Below are 18,745 nucleotides of genomic sequence, written 5' to 3'. Positions count from 1 at the left end.
TAGATTTCAAGACGTTATAGCGAAAACCCTGACTGATTAAACCGGCAAAATGCGGCAACTGAAAATGTAGTGTTTTCATCATTATTTATGTTTACTACTACAATCGGCAATGGTTGAATGATTCTCAATTACAGATGAGAGTTATTGTCGTCGCCGCAGATTGCCCTTCTGATCCGCGCCGCTATCGCCGTCCGATCACTGTTTATTCTCTGCGTTTTGCAGAATACCGCCAGGGCGGTCAGCAGCAGCCCGCGCTGTGCTGAACCGTAAAGCATGACTCGCTTCAGACATGAAAAGAAAAAATGACCAACCGTTCAGATAAAAGTACAACTCCGGCACGCCATTCGGCGCTGGCGATGGCGATCTGCAGCGCACTGTTTGTGATGCAGGCACAGGCTGCAACCGTTGCCGGCACGCCGGATATGACCGTAACCGCCGACGACAACCCGGAAACGGGTTACACCAACAGCCAGAGTAGCGTGGCCAGCAAAATGCCCACCGCGCGACTGGATGAGGCGCAATCAATCAGCACGGTTACCCGGCAGCAGCTGGAGGATTATCAGGCCAGTTCGCTGGCGGATGCGATGCGCTTTGTCAGTGGCGTAACGGAAGCGAATACGCTGGCTGGCACCGAAGATGGTTTTGTCCGGCGCGGATTTGGCAGCAATGCCGATGGTTCGATCTATCGTGATGGCATCCGCAGCAGTCAGGGACTCAATTTCGATGCCACCACCGAGCGTGTTGAGGTGCTGAAAGGCTCAGCCTCGCTGCTGTACGGTATTCAGAATCCCGGCGGGGTGATCAATGTGGTCAGCAAGAAACCGCAATATAGCTGGCACACCAAAGTCAGTGGCCGTTATGCCAGCGAGGGTGGCGGCGCAGGTACGCTGGACGTAACCGGCCCACTGGGTAATGGCTTTGCGTTTCGACTGATCGCTGAGAAGCAGAATCAGGATTACTGGCGCAACTTTGGCAGTGAGCAACATACTCTGCTGGCTCCGTCTTTACAGTGGTACGGCGATCAGGCGAGTTTTTTAATCAGCTATGCCGATTACCGCTATGACATTCCTTACGATCGCGGCACTGCGTTTATTGACGGCAAGCCGATCGACATCGGTTATAAGGATCGTCTGGATGACACCGCTAACCACGCCTGGGGGCACAACAAAACCCTTAATGCGCACTACGAATGGCAGTTTAATGATGAGTGGCGCACCCGTTTCACCCTCGGCTGGAACCAGCGGCGCTATGACAACAATGAAGTCCGGGTGACGGCGGTCAATACCACCACCGGTGCGGTGACCCGTCGGGCCGATGCCAATCGAGGCTTCAACCACAAGACCAAATACCTGAGCTGGGATCTGCTGGGCAACCCGGAAATCGCCGGACTGTCGCACGCGCTGGTGGTCGGCACCGACTATGAGATGAACCAGACTTATCGCGCCCATCAGTATCAGGGCAAGGCAACCACTAACTTCAATTTCTTCCAGCCTGAATATGACCAGTTGTCACCGCTGACTGACAGCAGCACAGAAAACAGTGCTAACGCCAACAACCTGAACCGCATTCATAGCCGTTCGATCTACGCCAAAGATAGCGTGACACTGTCACCAGAATGGACCGTTGTGTTTGGAGGCCGCTATCAGCACTATGAGCAACGCGCCTCTAAAGGCTTTGATCCGCAGGTTGAAACGCTCAACGATGAGGGTAACAAGTTTCTGCCCCAGGCCGGGATCATCTATAAACTCACGCCCGCGTTATCGTTCTACACCAGCGTGAGTAAATCCTTCACCCCATCCACCGACGTGGACGACGATGGCAACGTTGGCAAACCCGAACAGGGCACCAGCTGGGAGATCGGCAGCAAATGGCAAGTCTCACCGAAGCTGTTTGCCTCTGTCGCACTGTATCGCATTGATGAAAAATCGATGTCGCTCAGCATTAACGGCACGACCCGCGCGATTGATAAAGCCCGCTCCAGCGGCGCTGAATTTGAGCTGAATGGTGAAGTCGCACCCGGCTGGGATCTCAGTGCTAATTACAGCTATGACCAGGCCGAAATCATTGAGGATCGGGTCAATCCGGATAACAACGGTAACCGGCTGCAAAATGCGCCACGCCATGCCGGGGCGCTTTATCTGAGCCATGAGTTGCAGTTCAGTAACCTGCCCGGCACCTTCCGGCTTGGCGGCGGTGCGCGCTATGTAGGCAGCCGTGCTGGCGATCCGGATAACAGTTTCACCCTGCCGGATTATGTGGTGGCCGACAGCTTTGTCGCCTGGAATCATCGTCTGTTCGGGCAGAAAACGCAGCTGCGGCTCAATCTGAATAACCTGTTCGATAAACACTATTACAGTTCAAGCGGCGGCAACCTGCGCGTCCGCGAAGGCGAAACCCGTAATCTGATGGTACAAGCCAGTGTTGAATTTTAATCCGCTCGCCCGTCTGCTGCGTAACAGCCTGTTACTGATCGGCCTGGTCTGCGCCAGTTCGCCAGCCGGGGCGCGCACCCTGACCGATATCACCGGACAAACGGTCAGCGTGCCGGATCGGCCACAGCGGATTGTGCTGGGCGAGAGCCGGATGTTGTATAGCATCGCGCTGCTGACGCCCGGAAATCCGCTCCAGCAGATTGTCGGCTGGCCGCAGGATCTGAAGAAGTACGATCCGCAGACCTGGCAGATTTTTGCCCGCCAGTTTCCGCAGATGCTGACGATTCCGGCTCTCGGTCAGGAGGGGGTAAATGACATTAATCCGGAACAGGTGATCGCGCTGAAGCCCGATCTGGTGATCCTGCCGCAGCTGGCACGCAACAGCGATGCCGGGCTGCAGCTGGAAACGATGCTGAAAGCAGCAAAGATTCCGGTGCTGAAGGTTGATTTGCGGGTTCATCTGCTGAAAAACAGTGAGCGCAGCATGACGCTGCTGGGCGAAGTGTTCAATCAGCCGCAGCGGGCAGCCGACTTCAATCGTTTTTATCGCAGCCACATGCAGCGAATAGCGAACCGGCTGGCACGCTATCACGGGCCGAAACCGACCGTGCTGCTGCAGTTGCATCTCGGACGGCGCAGCGAGTGCTGCGTCACCTCGGTAAACGGCAACCTTGGCGAACTGCTGCGCTTTGCAGGCGGCGAGAACATTGCCAGCCAGCAGGTTAAAGGGGTGTTCGGACGGCTGAGTGAGGAGCAGGTGATTGCCGCCCAGCCGGATTACTACTTCGCGACCGGTATCGGTAACGCTGATGAACCGGATAGGTTAACGCTGGGCCCGGCCGTCTCAGCGGCCCAGACCCGCGAAAGCCTGCTGAGGCTGACCCAACAGCAAAACGGCCTGAAGCAGCTGCGGGCGCTGCGTGACGGGCATAGCGGTGCGCTGTGGCACAACTTCTATCTCAGCCCATGGCACGTGGTAGCAACCGAGTTTTTTGCCACCACGCTCTATCCTGAGCTGTTTCACGATGTTGATCCGCAGCAGACGCTCAGGCAGATGTTCCAGAAGTTTCTGCCGATTCCGTTGTCCGGCAGCTACCTCTATCGGCTGGCGCCGGTCAACGCCCCGCCGTCAGGCAGCCGGGAGCGATCGCCCGAGGTTCTTCACCCTGACGATATCAGCCATCACCGATAGCGCGATCTCCGCCGGGGTTTTACTGCCAATCGGCAGGCCAATCGGGGCATGGATGCGGTCCAGCTCGCTGCGATCCATCCCCGCAATCTGCTGCAGCCGCGCCCGGCGCTTTTCGCTGTTCTTCACCGATCCCATAATGCCGATATAAAAGGCAGGCGTGGCGATCGCTTCCATCATCGTCAGGTCATCAATGCGTGGATCGTGGGTCAGCGCCACAATCGCCACGGCCGCATGCGCCCCGTTCAGCTCCAGCCAGCGCGCCGGATGCTGGCGCACCAGCGTAACGTTATCGGCTGCGCCGAAGTGGCGATCCAGTTCATCGAGCATCCCGGGACGATGCTCGCAAACCCGCACATGAAATCCCAGCATCTGGCCCAGCCGGATGCATTCAAACGCCACGCTGGAGTAGCCGGCCACCAGCAGTTCCGGGATCGCGCCGACCGGTAACCGTACCAGCTGGTCGCTGACGCTGAGAGCGGGTAATCGCCGATCCGCCGCCATCGCTTCCCACTGCGCGCGCTCACCGGGCCGGATCAGCTTCACCATCGGCTGCTGGCCGCTCAGCGCCCGCTGCATCGCGATCAGCAAATCCAGACTGGCGGTATCGGGCGGCAAATATTCAATCATAATCTCCAGACTACCGCCGCACGGCAGACTGACATTCGGACGCATGCCGCCTTCGCCATAACGCACCTGCTGACTGCTGGCACGGTAAGCGCCGGTCGCCAGCTGGGCTAAAAAATCCTCTTCGATGCAGCCACCTGACAGCGAACCGCAGTATGCGCCCGCCTGATTGACCGTCATCAGCGTCCCGGGCGCGCGCGGCGACGAGCCGTAAGTCCGCAATACCGTACACAGCCAGACGGATTGCCCCGCCTCGCAGCTGCTTAACGCCGCGTTAATCACCCGTTGGTCCAGCGTAATCATGAAAATTCCTTTATCGCCTGCAAATCGTCCGGCAGGTCAATGTCATAAACACAGCCGCGATCGCTAAGGGGCAAGCGAACCGCGACACGTTTGACTATTGCCTGCGCGCCCACATCACCCTGTAAGCCGGTTAACAGCGGGTAATAGTGCCGCTGAAAGCCGACCGGGTGGCCCGGAATGCCGTCGACCCAGGGTCTGACCACCGCCGCATCGGCCAGCGCTGCGCTGACGGCCCGATAGCTGTCGGCGGTGATCAACGGCATATCACCGAGTGCGATCAGCCAGCCGTCGTATTCGCTGCTGGCAGCAACACCGGCGGCAATGGAATCACCCAACCCGTGGCTGTCGCACAGCACCGCCGTCGCCGGATCGATCAACGCCCGAATCGCTGCCTGCTCCGGACGGGTTACCACAAACAGATCCAGACCGCTGGCCGCCGCCTGTTGCAGGGTATGCTGTAACAGCGGCTTGCCATTCAGTTGAGCCAGCAATTTGTGTTCACCGCTCTGCTGACGAAAACGGCGGCTGAAGCCCGCCGCCATCATCACAATCGCTATCTTCAAAACAGCCTCTCCCGCTGGCGATAAAAACGGGCGCAGGATTGGCCCTGCGCCCGTAAATCTGATCTCAACGCCGGCGGCATCAATTGCAGCCGGCCCGGCAACCGCCGTAATCAGATGATTTTGTCGAGGGTGATCGGCAGGTCACGTACCCGCTTGCCGGTGGCATGGAAGACCGCATTACTGATCGCCGCCGCCACGCCAACGATGCCCAGCTCACCGACCGCTTTACCGCCCATGGTGGTCGCCTCAAAGTCGGGTTCACCGACATTGATGGTGGTGATGCTGGGAATATCGCCGTTAACCGGCACCAGATAGTCCGCCAGGTTATTGTTAATCACCCGACCGTTGCGAGGATCGACAATCCCCTCTTCCATCAGTGCCTGACCGACGCCCATGATCATCCCGCCTATCCACTGGCTGCGCGCCAGTTTAGGGTTGTAGAGCCGACCGCTGTCGAGTGCCGCCACCATGCGTTTCACCCGGATGGTGCCGAAATCTTCATCGACCCGCACCTCAACAAACTGTGCGCTCCAGCTGTGGGCGGAAAACGCCTCTGGCCGGCTCATGTCGTTAAGGTTACGCACGATTTTGTCGCGTTCGCTTTGCGGCATGTCGTCCGGGAAGGTCCCGCCTTTCACGCTCAGGCTATCGGCAGGTGCCAGCGTCGCCAGTTGGGCGAGCGAGAGGCCCGATCCACCGCTGTGCTGAATTGCGCCATCCTGCAGGGTAAACTGCGACACCGGCAGGCCGCTGAGCGGCGACGCGGGCAGCTCACTGGCCAGAGCCAGCAACCGTTCGCGCATTTTCTTCGCGGTATCGTTCACCGCCGCCGTCAGGTTACCGGCCAGCTGCGATCCCCCTGCCACGCCTGCGCGCGGCAACGCTGTATCGCCCAGCTCTACCTCAATGGTTTCCGAATCGACGCCGAGATGATCCGCGGCCGTCTGCGCCAGAATAGTGTAAGTGCCGGTTCCGATATCTGCGCCGGCGCACTGCACCACAAAGCGGCCCTGCGGCGTCAGGATGATTTTCGCTTCGGCCGGCAGTCGGTTGACCGGATAAGTGCCGGAGGCCATGCCCCAGCCTATCAGCTCACGGCCTTCACGCATGGAACGCGGCGTCATAATGCGCTTATCCCAGCCAAACGCTTCTGCCCCTTTCTGGTACGCCTCTTTCAGCCGACGCGTACTCCACGGCAGATCGAGCTGATAATCTTTATCTGCCCAGTTGCGCAGACGCAGTTCCAGCGGATCGATGTCCAGCGCATAGGCCAGCTCATCCATCGCCACTTCAAGGCCAAACGCACTGGGATTCTCGCCCGGCGCCCGCATCCAGCCTGGCGTGACGGTGTTAATCAGTCGGACCTGATGCTGTGCCGACACGTTGCTGACGGCGTACATCCGGGCGGTCACTTTGCTGCAGTTCTCAGCAAATACATCAATCAGCGAGGTTTCGCTGAAGCTGCGCTGAATAATCGCCTCAATTTTACCGTCACGTGAAGCGCCCAGCTCCAGCTGCTGCGAGGTCGCCGGACGTCCACCCAGACCGGTAAAGGTCTGCGGCCGGGTCAGTGAGACTTTCACCGGACGGTTCAGGGCGCGCGACGCGACGCTGGCTAAGGCAACGTGAGTGTAAGGCACCGGTTTGGACCCAAAACCCCCGCCGACATAGGGTGAAATAATCCGTACTTTTTCGGTCTCAATCCCCAGCCATTCGGCGATTTCAACCTGCGCGCCCGCCACCCACTGGCTGGGTTCCCAGACCGTGATCTGACCTTCGTGCCAGTGCGCGATGCAGGCATGTGGCTCCATCGGCATGTTGTATTCACGCGGGGTGGTATAACGCTGGTTGATACGCACCTCGGCACTGTGCATTGCGGTCGCCGCATCGCCCAGATCAATATCCTGCGCCGACATCGGTTTAGCCTCGACGCCCTCGTCGGTGGCAAACACCCGCGCCGGCGTGGTCTCATACTCGATCTCAACCAGCGAGGCTGCCCAGGTGGCCTGCTCGAAGGTTTCAGCGATCACGATGCCAATGTTCTGGCCGTTATGAATGATCACATCGTCCTGAATCGGGGTGTAAGTGGACTGCGCTGCGCCGCCGTCAGCAATCGCGGTCGGCTTGTTAATCTTTAACGGATTCAGATGGGTATAGACTGCCAGCACACCGTCAGCCTGCAGGGCTTTTTCGGCTGACAGGCGGGAAATGCGGCCACTGGCGACGGTTGACTGGAGCACGACGCCGTACAGCGGATTTTCCGGCTGATGTTCGATGGCATAACGTGCTTCACCGATCACCTTAACCCGGCCGTCGCCCCGCGATCGGGCCGCGCCCAATCCTTCAATCGGGCTGCCAGCTTCGGCCGTCGCCGTGTCGCCAGCGGTGGCTTCAGGGATGTGTTTAGCCTGGCGTGCGTCGTGGTTTACTTCACTCATGCGATCTCTCCTGCTGCCATTAGCGCACGCGCTATTACGCGCGGGGCCAGCTTCACTTTATACGCGTTATGCTCCAGCGCCTGGGTTTCCTGATTGATCAGCTCCGCAGCCTGGAATACCGTCTCTTCGTTGAACGGCTGTCCCTCTAACGCCTGCTCAACCCGCGTGGCGCGCCAGGGTTTGGTGGCAACGCCGCCCAGCGCAATATGCACCTGACGCATCACGCCATTCTCCAGCGTGAAACCAGCGGCTGCGCTGGCGGCGGCAAACTCGTAAGAACTGCGATCGCGCACTTTGAGATAGTGAGAGCGTTGCAGGGAAGCGGTTTGTGGCACTTCAATCGCCACGATGATCTCGTCATCGCGCAGATCGTGTTCCTGATCCGGCGTCTCTCCCGGCAGCAGGAAGAAATCATCAATGGCGATCCGGCGAGTTTCGCCCTGCGGGTTCTGCACTATCACCACCGCATCAAACGCCACCAGCGCGACCGCCAGGTCACCCGGATAGACCGCAATGCAGCTGTCGCTGGCACCCAGAATGGCGTGATTACTGTTGACGCCCTGCCGTGCGGCACAGCCGGAGCCGGGATTGCGTTTATTGCAGGCTGAAAAGGTCGCCGGATCGCGATAATAAGCACAGCGGGTGCGCTGACGTAAATTGCCGCCCAGCGTGGCCATATTGCGGATTTGCGGCGACGCGGCCTGCCATAAGCTGCCGTAGATAGCGGGCGCATGTTGCTGACAGTCGGGATGATCGGCCAGCTGGCTCATGGTGATCAGCGCGCCAGCACTGATTTTATCATTGTCAAAACTCAGGCTGCGAAGTTCAGACAGGCCGTTAATGCCAATCAGCTGCGGCGGGTTAAACACGCCGCATTTCATCAAATCGAGTTGAGTGGTACCGCCCGCCAGAATCTGACTGCCTGACTGCTGCTTTAACGCTGCGGCTTCGCTGGCTGACTGTGCGACTTTCCAGTGAAAGGGATTCATGCGGACTCCTTCGCCATTTCAGCCGCCGCCTGTTTAATGGCATCGACAATGTGTGGATAGGCACCGCAGCGGCACAGGTTGCCGCTCATGTATTCGCGGATTTCATCGTCCGATCCGGCATGGCCCTCTTTAATGCAGGCGACGGCCGACATGATTTGGCCTGGCGTACAGTAGCCGCACTGGAAGGCATCGTTTTCAACAAAGCAACGCTGCACCGGATGTAATTCACCGCTGGCAGATTGCAGCCCTTCAATGCTGGTCACCTCAGCGCCGTCAGCCTGAGCGGCCAGCGTCAGACAACTCAGCACCCGCTGACCGTTAACCAGTACCGTGCAGGCCCCACACTGTCCCTGATCGCAGCCTTTTTTAGTGCCGGTCAGGTTGAGGTGCTCACGTAATGCATCAAGTAAGGTGACCCGGGGATCGATCTCCATCGGGTATGGCTGGCCATTGACCTGCATTGTTAGCGAAATTTTTTCTGACATTGTCTGCTTCCCATTGTTGGGGGCTAAAAGTGTAATTTTTTTATTAGTCTGTTTCGGACGGGATATAAATCGGGGAGAATCCGGATAACCCTAAGCTTTGCGCGCGTATGCACGTCTTTAGTTTTAGCAGCTTTTTTACGATCCGGCAGCGCAGCGGGCAAAAAGCCCACTCTTATCCTGCCAGACCGATCCACTGTTAAGCGCTGAACTGGCCTTATCGCCAGGCTATCTGTTTGATACAGATAGATTCTTTAACGTCGGGTTTTATTAATCACCTTCACAAGCGTAATGCACAGAATTCATCAATGCCGCCGGGGAAGATGCACTATGCTGTTGCGCCCTGAAATTAAAGTCCGCACCTGCAGCCCTGGTGCGCAAAATTATGTCAACGACCTGCAGAGGCAGTGTCGGCAGGTTTAATGAGCCAGAAAAATATGCTGAGAGAGAATTTTAACGACCTGATGTATCTGGTGGTGGTTGCTCAGGAGCGCAGCTTTACCCGCGCCGCAGCGAAACTGGGCGTTTCGCAATCGGCGCTCAGCCACGCGATCCGTGGACTGGAGGAGCGTCTTAACCTGCGATTACTGACCCGAACCACTCGCAGCGTTGCGCCGACTGACGCAGGCGAGCGCCTGATCAAAAATATCGCGCCGTTATTCAACGAGATTGAGTCCGAGCTGGTCAGCGTCACCGATACTCAGGGAGAGATCGCGGGCAACATCCGCATTACGGCCGGTGAACATGCGCTGATGTCGACGCTGTGGCCGCTGACTAAGCCGTTTCTGCAGCGCTATCCCGCAGTGAATATCGAGTTTTCGGTTGATAATACCCTGACCGATATTGTCAGTGGCCGCTTCGATGCGGGTGTGCGGCTGGGTGAGCAGGTCGAAAAAGATATGATCGCAGTACGCATTGGGCCGGACTGGAATATGTGCGTGGTCGCCTCGCCCGACTACTTCGAACAGTATGGCGTGCCTGCCACCCCTTACGATCTGCAAAAACACAACTGCATCAATCTGCGCTTACCGACGCGCGGGGGACTCTATAACTGGGAGTTTATGCGCGACAAAAAGGAGATTCGGGTCAGGGTCGAAGGTCAGCTGATCTTAAATACTCTGGCGGCGCGCATTGATGCGGCGCTCTGTGGCATGGGCATCTGCTATGTGCCGCAGGACAGTGTTGCTGAGCACATTGCTACGGGGCGTCTGGTGCAGGTCCTGGCCGACTGGTGTGAACCGTTTCCCGGCTATTACCTCTACTATCCCAGCCGCAAACAGCATACCCGCGCGTTTGCTCATCTGATTGAGGCAGTGCGCTATCGCGGCGAGTAAGCAGCGATAGCGCAGCGCTCGGTTATGCAACCGGCCGTTGCTGGCGCTCCAGCCGCCGTGTCTTCTGACCAGAGACGATCATCGCGACGATGAACACCAATGCAAACAACACCACGATAGTCGGCGCCGGTGCGCTGTCGAGAAAGAAAGAGAGATAGACGCCGCTGAGTGACACCAGTACTGACACCAGCACCGCAATCAGCAGCGCGTGGGAAAAGCGGGTTGTCAGCAGAACCGCAATCGCACCCGGCGCGATCAGCAGCGAGATCGACAGGATAATACCCACCGCTTTCAGGGTCGCCACAATGGTTAACGACACCATACACAGCAGGCCGTAATGCATCAGCCGGGCCGGCAGGCCACATACCTGTGCCTGCTGCGGATCGAAGCTGAACAGCATCAGATCGCGCCACTTCAGCGCAATCACCGCGACAATCAGTGCGGCGATAATCAGCGTCTGGATGATGTCGGCGCGGGTGATGCCGAGCATATCGCCGAACAGAATATGGTCGAGATGCACTTCAGGCTTCACCGCGATGTAAAGAATCAAGCCGACTGCGAACATGCCGGAGAAGACAATCCCCAGTACTGTGTCCTGTTTAATCCGGCTGTTGTCCTGCAGAAACCCGCTGGCCACAGCACAAAGCAGCCCGGCCACAAAGGCTCCAATAGCCAGCGGAATGCCCAGCACCCAGGCCAGCACGATGCCGGGAAACACCGCATGGCTCATCGCATCGCCCATTAGTGCCCAGCCTTTCAGCACCAGAAAGACCGACAGCAAGGCGCAGGGGATCGCCACGACCAGCGCGATCAGCAACGCGCTCTGCATAAAAGCGAACTGGAAAGGTTCAAACATCCACATCAGGCAGGCTCCTCATCGGCAGGGTTGCGGGCGCGACGCCGACTCGCCAGCAGGCCATGCTTCGGGGCGAAGACAAACGCCAGCAGGAATAACAGCGTCTGCGCCACCACAATAATCCCGCCGGTTGCACCGTCGAGATAATAACTCGCCCAGGCACCGAGGAAGCTGGTTATGCTGCCAATCGCCACCGCAATCATCAGCAGGCGCGGAAAGCGATCGGTGAGCAACCATGCCGTAGCGCCGGGCGTCACCACCAGACAGATCACCAGAAACGCCCCGACGGTTTGCAGTGCCGCCACGGTCGAAACCGCCAGCAGAGTAAAGAACAGGATCTTTAATCGCTCGGGCCGCAGACCGATAGCGCGCGCATGATTCTCATCGAAAAAGGTCACCATTAAATCCTTCCACTTAAACAGCAGAATGATGATCGACACGCCGCCGATCAGCGCCAGTTGCAGGATATCGGCCGGTGCAATCGCCAGGATATTGCCCAGCACGATAGTCTGAATGTTCACCGAGGTGGGATTCAGCGACACCATGAACAGGCCAAGGCCAAAGAACGAGGAGAAAATCAGACCGATGATCGCATCTTCTTTTAAACGGGTGCGCTGATTAAGCAGCAGCATACTGCCGGCCGCCAGTCCGCCCGACAGAAACGCACCCAGTGCAAACGGCAGCCCAAGCATATAAGCGCCCGCTACGCCGGGCACAATCGAGTGCGACAGCGCATCCCCAATCAGCGACCAGCCTTTGAGCATCAGGTAGCAGGAGAGAAACGCGCACAGTCCGCCAACCATGGCGGAGACCCACATCGCGTTGAGCATGTAGTGGTATCCGAACGGCTCCAGTAACATATTCATGGTCACTTCCCGTCGTGAAGCGAGGCGCGCGGCGCGATAAACGGACGCTCATCATCGGTAATGATCTGATCGTCCAGCCCGTTGACCGCCACGTGACGCAGCACCCCGCTAAACGCCCGCTCAAGGTTGGCTGTGGTAAAGGTGGTGCGGGTCGGACCGCTGGCGAGGATGGTGCCTTTGACCATCACGGTGTAGTCGCAGAATTCCGTCACCGATCCCAGATTATGGGTTGAGACCAGCATGGTTTTACCTTCGTCACGCAACTCATCGAGCAGGGCAATGATTTTCGCCTCGGTCTGGACGTCAACGCCGGTGAACGGCTCATCCAGCAGGATCACGCTGCCCTGCTGGGCAATCGCCCGTGCGAGGAAAACCCGTTTCTTCTGTCCGCCGGAAAGTTCGCCGATCTGTCGCTGGCGATACGCCAGCATATCGACCCGCGCCAGCGCCTCATCGACAATATCGCGGTCGTGGCGTTTAGGCCGCCGCAACAGGCCCATGTGGCCGTAGCGGCCCATCATCACCACATCCTCCACCAGCACCGGAAAAGACCAGTCAACCTCTTCAGACTGGGGAACATAAGCCACCAGGCTCTGGCGCAGCGCCTGACGGGTCGGCATACCCAGCACTGAAATCGTCCCGGCGGAGAGCCGGACAAAGCCCATCAGCGCCTTAAACAGGGTCGATTTACCCGACCCGTTAACGCCGACCAGGGCGGCAATGGAGCCGCCGGGGATGCTGAAGCTGGCATCACGCAGCGCCGTATGGCCGTTTCGGTAGGTGACGCTGACCCCGGAAACCACGATAGTGTCGCTCATGGCGCGCTCCTCCCGTGATTAATACCGTCGACCAGCGTCGCGGTGGTAACCCGCAGCAGGTCAAGGTAGGTTGGCACCGGCCCCTGCGCCTGACTTAATGAGTCGACATATAACACGCCGCCATACCAGGCACCGGTTTCGCGCGCCACCTGCCGGGCAGGTTTGTCAGAGACGGTACTTTCGCTGAATACCGCCGGAATGGCATGCTGCTTCACCTGATCGATCACCTTTCTCACCTGCTGCGGTGTACCTTGCTGATCGGCGTTGATCGGCCAGAGGTAAAGCTCTTTCATACCGAGATCGCGCGCCAGATAGGAGAACGCACCTTCACTGGTCACCATCCAGCGTTGATTTTCAGGGATTGCGGCCACCTGCTGGCGCAGCGGCGCCAGCGCCGACGTGATCTTTTGCTTATAGGCGGCGGCATTCTGACGGTAGGTTTCAGCGTTAGCGGGATCGTACTTCACCAGCGCATCCCGGATATTATCGACATATATCAGCGCATTATCCGGGGACATCCAGGCGTGAGGATTGGGCTTGCCGTTATATGGCCCTTCGCCAATGCCAATCGGTTCGACGCCCTGCGATACTACCACTTCCGGTACGCCTTCAAGATGCTGATAGAAGCGCTGAAACCAGCGTTCAAGGTTCAGCCCGTTCGACATAATCAGTTGCGCGCCCTGCGCACGTTTAATGTCTCCCGGCGTCGGCTGATATTCATGAATTTCGGCACCCGGTTTGGTAATTGAGCTCACCTCTGCCGCATCGCCCGCCACGTTTTTTGCCATATCAGCAATCACGGTAAAGGTGGTCACGACCTTAAATTTTTCTGCTGCATAGCTGCTGGTGGATATCACCGCGCTCAGCAACAGGCTGAAAACGAGCGTTACGCTTTTTTTTATCGGGGCCATCGCACGATCTCCAGAGATGATTAAAATTGAAACACAATTAGCCTGTGCTATTTTTTATAGCACAGGCTATACCTTTACGACAGGCTCCATTTGTGAAGTTTCTTCAACGTCAGCGTCGTAATGCGAAGTTATGTCAACAAGCGTGGTTATTGATTGATTAGACTGGATTATTTAGGCATGTGCTTTGCCCGCTGATCGGCAACGCTGAATCAATGAGGTTGTGCGCCGGGTGATCAGCACCGGATCAGAACCGTCCTGAAAAGCCCGCTTTACTGTCGAATCAAACGATATAGGCCAGGCGATAAAAGAAGTGAAATGCACGGTCAGCCGGGTTGTCAGGGAGAGATCGGTGACTAATGGCTATCAAAAGAGACAAATTGATAGTCAGGATAAATTAAATTTGACGAATTTTTTTGCTACAGTGAATGTTACTTACCGCAATAAAACCAGGGAGGATAATTTGTATTTTTCCAGCGACGAAAAAGCGAATTTCATCATTGGCGAAGCAGCAATGAACCTGATTGAAGCCAGTCAGGAGGTTAATGTAGAATTGCTGATTGGTGAGTTGCTTTCGATGTCTGCTTCAGAAGTGGATGAAAACCGTCTGGAACAGCTGCATCAGGTACGACAATGGTTAATGGGTTTCAAAACGATTGGCGCACGTAACACTGAGCAGGCAGGCTGGTTATCAAAGCCGCTGAACGCTGACAAAATGAGCACTGATTCTGCTGATGATATTGTGTTTCAAGGTTGACCTGACCGGTCTTCCCCACTGTCGGCCTGTGCAGGTGTTGTACAGGCCGGATTCGTTTAGCGCTGAAAAAGCCAGCAAAACACCGTTTTAACCCCGCAGTAAACTCTTCGTAACATGCTGATTAATAACGCATAGCATTTTTTGCACAAAAAAAATTGTTCCGGGAATTCAAAATTCTGTACAAGTTTTTGAAAGATGTATAACTTGCGCATCCAGAGCGCGATACATTTTAACCATCTGAGGACAACACTATGCGTCAGAACGGACATGCACCGGAAGCCATCAGCGACATTGCCCGTTACTTCAATCAAGCCAGCCAGCCGTCACAGCAGGAGACGCTGGGTGAGATTGTGGTTGAAATTCTGCGCGCAGGTCATAATCTGAGTCGTAAAGCTATTTGCAGCAAACTGCTGCGCCGTCTGGAACTTGCTTCTACGCCAGAGGAAGAGAGTCATCTGCATGAACTGATCGGGCTGCTTTTCCGTCGGGAAGAGTAATACTGATACCCGGCGTTGATGAAGGTGCATTACGCCTCAGCTCACAGCAATTCTGATCGGACTATTTTTCGCATTAACGAAGCCCAGTGTTGCTGTCCCGTTTCAGGCGCCCCGTCAATGGCGCCTGTTTCTACATCAGGAGCCGCAACGTGGCCAATAATTCGTAAATCAGAGAAGCCAGTATGTACAGAAGTGATGATGAGAAACTGACAGATGTCATGATCGGCGAAGCCGTACTGACATTACTTAAGTCAGACAAACCGGTATCGAGCAATGCCCTGATCAATCAGCTGGAGCTGATGGCCGCTGAGACGGACGAGGAAACAAAGGTGAAGACGATCCGCAAAGCGATTACCGAAGTGCGTAATGGCATGGTTGCGGCACGTAAGCGCGCCAGTGGCGGGCTTCCCGAACGCGAAAATGCTTCACACCGTTTAAATAATGATGGCCCGCCTGAAGGTTCAAAAAAACACTAAACGATCCGTTTTTTGCGGAAGCTGTGGCCATAATTTACCTGTCCACCAGGCGCTGAAGGTCATCAGAAAAAACTTTGCGGATCGCACTGGGCAAACCCGTAACAGCGACTACACTGCTTTCTGACTTCAGTCGATGCATCTAACAAATTTTCCGCAGAGAAAGAAAAATCATGCAACACTCATCTTCAGATTCAACTCTCATTGACTATTTTCGCAGCGCAGGCGATCAGCTTGCTCCAGAAACCGAATTACTGGGCGGTATCATCAGAAATATCGTGGCTGACCAGGGTCGCGTGACCAATAAAGCCATCATCCTCTATCTGATTGCGGAACTGGAGAGTACCTCAGACGTAGTTAAGCTGGATGTGTTACGCAAAACGCTGGAAATCGTTGTTGGCCGCACGCCGGACGACGCCGGAGTCTGATGCCGGCTTCCTGCGCAATCACATGCCGGTTGCGCAGGAAGCGTCAGACGACAATGCCTTATCCCCTCACCCGCCTTGCTCAACCCTTGCCAGCCCGCCAGGCTCTGAACAACAAGCCCCTGCAAAAGCTGACGCTGTGATTAATCGAGTGAATCGCGATGCTGCTGACATTTCACCAGCACATGACCATTAAAGGTGGTCGGCATACGGTTTCTGACCACCGAAGCTGAGCCGATGTTGTTTTCCAGGTTGAAGTCATCGCGGGTAATGATCAGGGTTGCAATTTCAGTAAAATAGTCACGCTGAGTGTTATTAAGTGCTTTATTATCAATCACTTTCACCACGAAAGTATCGTCATCGGTCTTGATAACATCGTATCTCACCAGCCGACTGTTTTGATTGCTGCTGATATAGTGCGTTTCAACATCTGAAAAGATCATCTCATATCCTTAATTGCGCTGACCTCTGTTAATCCACCCGCTGTTGCTTAACAGTCAGGTGATGCAGCGTACTGTCGTCTCGTCTCGCAGCGTGAACAGCCTGACTGCAGCCCGCTCCGGCTTTGCCGCTGCGAAGAATCTTTATAACGCGTTGCGGTCGCCAATGAAACATTTCCCTTTTCTGCCGGGCTCGCCAGGCTAATGCCAGGGCGCAGCACGCCCGTCGCCACCCGGAACTTGCCAGCCGTCATTGCCAGCTCAAGGCGGAAGCGCCGCTTTCCCGGCTACACCAGCCCACGCAACGCCTTCGGCACATGTTATTCCAGCCGGAGCACAGGAACGTCCGCCAGAACCTTACCTCTATCTGTCATCCATGCCGCATATTATTCAGCTTATCCGCGGGCAACCGATTAAGTAAGAATAGTCTTATCTGGCAAAGGAAATTTTTGCAACACCCGCGCGCGATCAGAGCGGCCGGTATTGCGCGGATAATAAGCGCACTGGCGGCAACGCGTAATTTCTTCGTCGATGAGCGCGAATATTTAGCGCCGCTATACAACAACAATACAGCGTTCACGGATTAATCCGTGTTGCCCGAGGTTGATAAATAAAGCAAAAGGTTTGAGCAAGGCGGGCGTTTATTCACAACGCCCCTGGCCTTAATGCATTTTGCGGGTAAAAAAGCCGATCGCTTCATGGCACAGCGCTTTCAGCCGGCTATCACGCGTCTCTTCGCTGAGGCGAAACAGCGCGTCAGTAATATGATGAAAATGAACAGGCTGCCCTGTCTTAATCAGATCACTGACAATTGCGCCAACCAACGCGCGAATATCTTTTTCTTCATCGTACTTCACACGACCTCCAGACGGTGTATGCATATACAGTTTAACACCGTTGGAAGACAAAAAACAAAAGTGTCCGGTTCAGGGAAATATAAGCGAAGCGGCAGAAAAGGTTATTATTCGCACAGGCTCAGAATAATATCTGGTACTATTTCGTTAGCAGGGTAACGGCAAAGATATTATCGCCAGATATGGCGCGGGAACTGCTGCAATATATTTATCCCGCCTTTAAGCCCACGGTTAAACATATATATATTATGAAACTTATCAACGCCGCCGGATGTGATCCGTTAACTGATGGAGGTTAACCGGCACCGTCTGATGCGTCATCGTCAGGGCCTGTTTCTTCACGGCCACCGGTTTCCTTCACTGACCTGCCAGTTGGCGGATAAAAAATTTTTCGCCAGCCAAAGCCGGTGCGGTTTAGCGCCAACAGTGTGATAAAACTAAGCCTGTTTCCCCGTCTCACGAGTGACGTATGGCTAAGTTCACCTTAAAACAGATTGCTGCCCAGTCCGGCTTAAGCCTGGCGACGATTGACCGGGCGCTGCATCAGCGTGGCCGGGTGCATGCTCAAACGCAGCATCGCATCCGTCAGGCGATTGCTGACCTTGAACTGCTGCAAAAAACGGCGCTGGCAAAAGGCAGAACCCTCTACTTTGATGTCATTATGCACACGCCCGATCGCTTTCGGGAACTGGTGCGCGAGGCGTTCAGCAGTCAGATAGCCAGCTTCGCCAGCTTTAAGCTCCAGCTGCGCTTTCACTTCAGCGAGACGTTAACCGCCGGGGAGATCAACGCGCTGTTAAGCAAAAGCGCGCTGCACAGCCACGGCATCATTCTCAAAGCGGCCCACTCTGAGTTGCTGAATCCCACTATCGACACCCTGCTTAAGCAGCGGATACCGGTCGTGACGGTGATGAGCGATCTGCCGACCAGTGCGCGCCTGCGCTACATCGGTATGGATAACTTTGATGCCGGCAAACTCGCCGCCTTCTTAATGACAAAATGGCTGCGATCGGAGCAGTCGCACATTGTGGCGATTACCGGCAGTAAAGACTTTATCGGTGAGCAGGAGCGCATTGAAGGTTTTGAACGGGCGATGCAGCAGTTTGCGCCACAGCATCGGGTCAGCGTAGTGGCAGGAGGATACGGTATCGATCCGTTGATGTATCAGTCGCTTAAGCAATTTTTACAGGCCCACCCGGAAACGGATGCGGTCTACACGGTGGGTGGCGGTAATCCAGGCATCCTGCGCGCTTTTGACGAGCAAAAGAGGCCGATTAACGCCTTTATCGGTCACGATCTGGATCGGGAAAATCGAGCGCTGATGCAGGCAGGCAAAATTGATGCGCTGATCGAGCATAATTTACAACTTGATGCTCAACATGCCTTCAGGACGCTGCTGGAATTTCACGGCTTTCTGCCCGCATCGGAGCCACTCGCCCCTTACTCAAAAATCAACATTATTACCCGCTATAACATGACCACCTGAGCCTGCCG

19 protein-coding genes are annotated in these 18,745 nt (G+C 55.9%); 8 read left to right on the top strand and 11 right to left on the bottom strand.

The window, feature by feature from the left end; genetic code table 11:
- Positions 1–302 precede the first annotated feature (302 nt).
- Both AABB92_RS13590 and AABB92_RS13585 read left to right on the top strand, forming a co-directional pair.
- Positions 303–2,432: a TonB-dependent siderophore receptor gene (locus AABB92_RS13590; protein ID WP_031375963.1), complete on the top strand. Its 2,130-nt coding sequence runs from the start codon at positions 303–305 to the stop codon at positions 2,430–2,432.
- Positions 2,419–3,624 (top strand): ABC transporter substrate-binding protein, encoded by a 1,206-nt coding sequence (locus tag AABB92_RS13585; protein WP_046289546.1) that lies wholly within the window; start codon positions 2,419–2,421, stop codon positions 3,622–3,624. The genes AABB92_RS13590 and AABB92_RS13585 overlap by 14 nt, the downstream gene beginning before the upstream one ends.
- Here AABB92_RS13585 and AABB92_RS13580 read toward each other — a convergent pair.
- The 5 genes from AABB92_RS13580 to AABB92_RS13560 form a co-directional block, all read right to left on the bottom strand.
- Positions 3,562–4,551 (bottom strand): XdhC family protein, encoded by a 990-nt coding sequence (locus AABB92_RS13580; RefSeq protein WP_031375961.1) that lies wholly within the window; start codon positions 4,549–4,551, stop codon positions 3,562–3,564. The two genes, AABB92_RS13585 and AABB92_RS13580, sit on opposite strands and share 63 nt — an antisense overlap.
- Positions 4,548–5,114, bottom strand: a complete 567-nt coding sequence (locus tag AABB92_RS13575; protein ID WP_052720679.1) for a nucleotidyltransferase family protein — start codon at positions 5,112–5,114, stop codon at positions 4,548–4,550. Before AABB92_RS13575 ends, AABB92_RS13580 begins: the two co-directional genes overlap by 4 nt.
- Before the next feature lie 110 nt (positions 5,115–5,224).
- Positions 5,225–7,552 (bottom strand): xanthine dehydrogenase family protein molybdopterin-binding subunit, encoded by a 2,328-nt coding sequence (locus tag AABB92_RS13570; protein WP_082097639.1) that lies wholly within the window; start codon positions 7,550–7,552, stop codon positions 5,225–5,227.
- Positions 7,549–8,541 carry an FAD binding domain-containing protein gene (locus AABB92_RS13565; protein WP_031375960.1) on the bottom strand — a complete coding sequence of 331 codons (993 nt, stop codon included), beginning with the start codon at positions 8,539–8,541 and terminating at the stop codon, positions 7,549–7,551. Before AABB92_RS13565 ends, AABB92_RS13570 begins: the two co-directional genes overlap by 4 nt.
- The gene (locus AABB92_RS13560; RefSeq protein ID WP_201306432.1) at positions 8,538–9,002 is read right to left on the bottom strand and encodes a (2Fe-2S)-binding protein; all 465 of its coding nucleotides are present in this window, start codon (positions 9,000–9,002) and stop codon (positions 8,538–8,540) included. Before AABB92_RS13560 ends, AABB92_RS13565 begins: the two co-directional genes overlap by 4 nt.
- 458 nt (positions 9,003–9,460) lie before the next feature.
- On the opposite strand from AABB92_RS13560, the gene AABB92_RS13555 reads away from it, so the two are divergent.
- Complete coding sequence (locus tag AABB92_RS13555; protein WP_031375958.1) at positions 9,461–10,357, top strand: LysR family transcriptional regulator; 897 nt, start codon at positions 9,461–9,463, stop codon at positions 10,355–10,357.
- A gap of 22 nt (positions 10,358–10,379) precedes the next feature.
- On the opposite strand, the gene AABB92_RS13550 is transcribed toward AABB92_RS13555, so the two are convergent.
- From AABB92_RS13550 to AABB92_RS13535, 4 genes are read right to left on the bottom strand one after another with little or no spacing between them, the layout of a single operon-like run.
- Positions 10,380–11,219 carry a metal ABC transporter permease gene (locus AABB92_RS13550; RefSeq protein WP_031375957.1) on the bottom strand — a complete coding sequence of 280 codons (840 nt, stop codon included), beginning with the start codon at positions 11,217–11,219 and terminating at the stop codon, positions 10,380–10,382.
- Positions 11,219–12,079, bottom strand: coding sequence for an iron/manganese ABC transporter permease subunit SitC (sitC, locus tag AABB92_RS13545; RefSeq protein ID WP_031375956.1), 861 nt, complete (start codon positions 12,077–12,079; stop codon positions 11,219–11,221). Before sitC ends, AABB92_RS13550 begins: the two co-directional genes overlap by 1 nt.
- A 2-nt stretch (positions 12,080–12,081) precedes the next feature.
- Entirely contained in the window at positions 12,082–12,897 is an 816-nt protein-coding gene (locus tag AABB92_RS13540) for a manganese/iron ABC transporter ATP-binding protein (protein WP_031375955.1), read from the bottom strand.
- A complete protein-coding gene (locus AABB92_RS13535) occupies positions 12,894–13,808 on the bottom strand; it encodes a metal ABC transporter substrate-binding protein (RefSeq protein WP_031375954.1) in 915 nt (304 codons plus the stop codon). The genes AABB92_RS13540 and AABB92_RS13535 overlap by 4 nt, the downstream gene beginning before the upstream one ends.
- A gap of 349 nt (positions 13,809–14,157) precedes the next feature.
- On the opposite strand from AABB92_RS13535, the gene AABB92_RS13530 reads away from it, so the two are divergent.
- The 4 genes from AABB92_RS13530 (at position 14,158) to AABB92_RS13515 (ending at position 15,960) form a co-directional block, all read left to right on the top strand.
- Entirely contained in the window at positions 14,158–14,562 is a 405-nt protein-coding gene (locus AABB92_RS13530) for a hypothetical protein (RefSeq protein ID WP_238585881.1), read from the top strand.
- Positions 14,563–14,813: 251 nt separating this feature from the next.
- Complete coding sequence (gene ycgZ / locus AABB92_RS13525; RefSeq protein ID WP_031375952.1) at positions 14,814–15,059, top strand: regulatory protein YcgZ; 246 nt, start codon at positions 14,814–14,816, stop codon at positions 15,057–15,059.
- A 182-nt stretch (positions 15,060–15,241) separates the two neighbouring features.
- Positions 15,242–15,535 carry a hypothetical protein gene (locus tag AABB92_RS13520; RefSeq protein ID WP_031375951.1) on the top strand — a complete coding sequence of 98 codons (294 nt, stop codon included), beginning with the start codon at positions 15,242–15,244 and terminating at the stop codon, positions 15,533–15,535.
- A gap of 170 nt (positions 15,536–15,705) precedes the next feature.
- Positions 15,706–15,960 (top strand): biofilm/acid-resistance regulator YmgB/AriR, encoded by a 255-nt coding sequence (locus AABB92_RS13515; RefSeq protein WP_046289544.1) that lies wholly within the window; start codon positions 15,706–15,708, stop codon positions 15,958–15,960.
- A 140-nt stretch (positions 15,961–16,100) separates the two neighbouring features.
- Here AABB92_RS13515 and AABB92_RS13510 read toward each other — a convergent pair whose 3' ends face one another.
- Both AABB92_RS13510 and AABB92_RS13505 read right to left on the bottom strand, forming a co-directional pair.
- Positions 16,101–16,400: a hypothetical protein gene (locus AABB92_RS13510; protein WP_031375950.1), complete on the bottom strand. Its 300-nt coding sequence runs from the start codon at positions 16,398–16,400 to the stop codon at positions 16,101–16,103.
- Positions 16,401–17,059: 659 nt separating this feature from the next.
- A complete protein-coding gene (locus tag AABB92_RS13505) occupies positions 17,060–17,254 on the bottom strand; it encodes a hypothetical protein (protein ID WP_031375949.1) in 195 nt (64 codons plus the stop codon).
- 466 nt (positions 17,255–17,720) lie between these two features.
- Between AABB92_RS13505 and AABB92_RS13500 the strand changes: the two genes are divergently transcribed.
- Positions 17,721–18,737 carry a substrate-binding domain-containing protein gene (locus AABB92_RS13500; protein WP_031375948.1) on the top strand — a complete coding sequence of 339 codons (1,017 nt, stop codon included), beginning with the start codon at positions 17,721–17,723 and terminating at the stop codon, positions 18,735–18,737.
- The last annotated feature ends 8 nt before the right edge of the window (positions 18,738–18,745 follow it).

The organism is Pantoea brenneri (assembly GCF_038594305.1).
Lineage (GTDB): Bacteria > Pseudomonadota > Gammaproteobacteria > Enterobacterales > Enterobacteriaceae > Pantoea > Pantoea brenneri.
The sequence above is the reverse complement of the archived record's forward strand: the minus strand, read 5'-3'. Positions and strand labels throughout refer to the sequence as shown.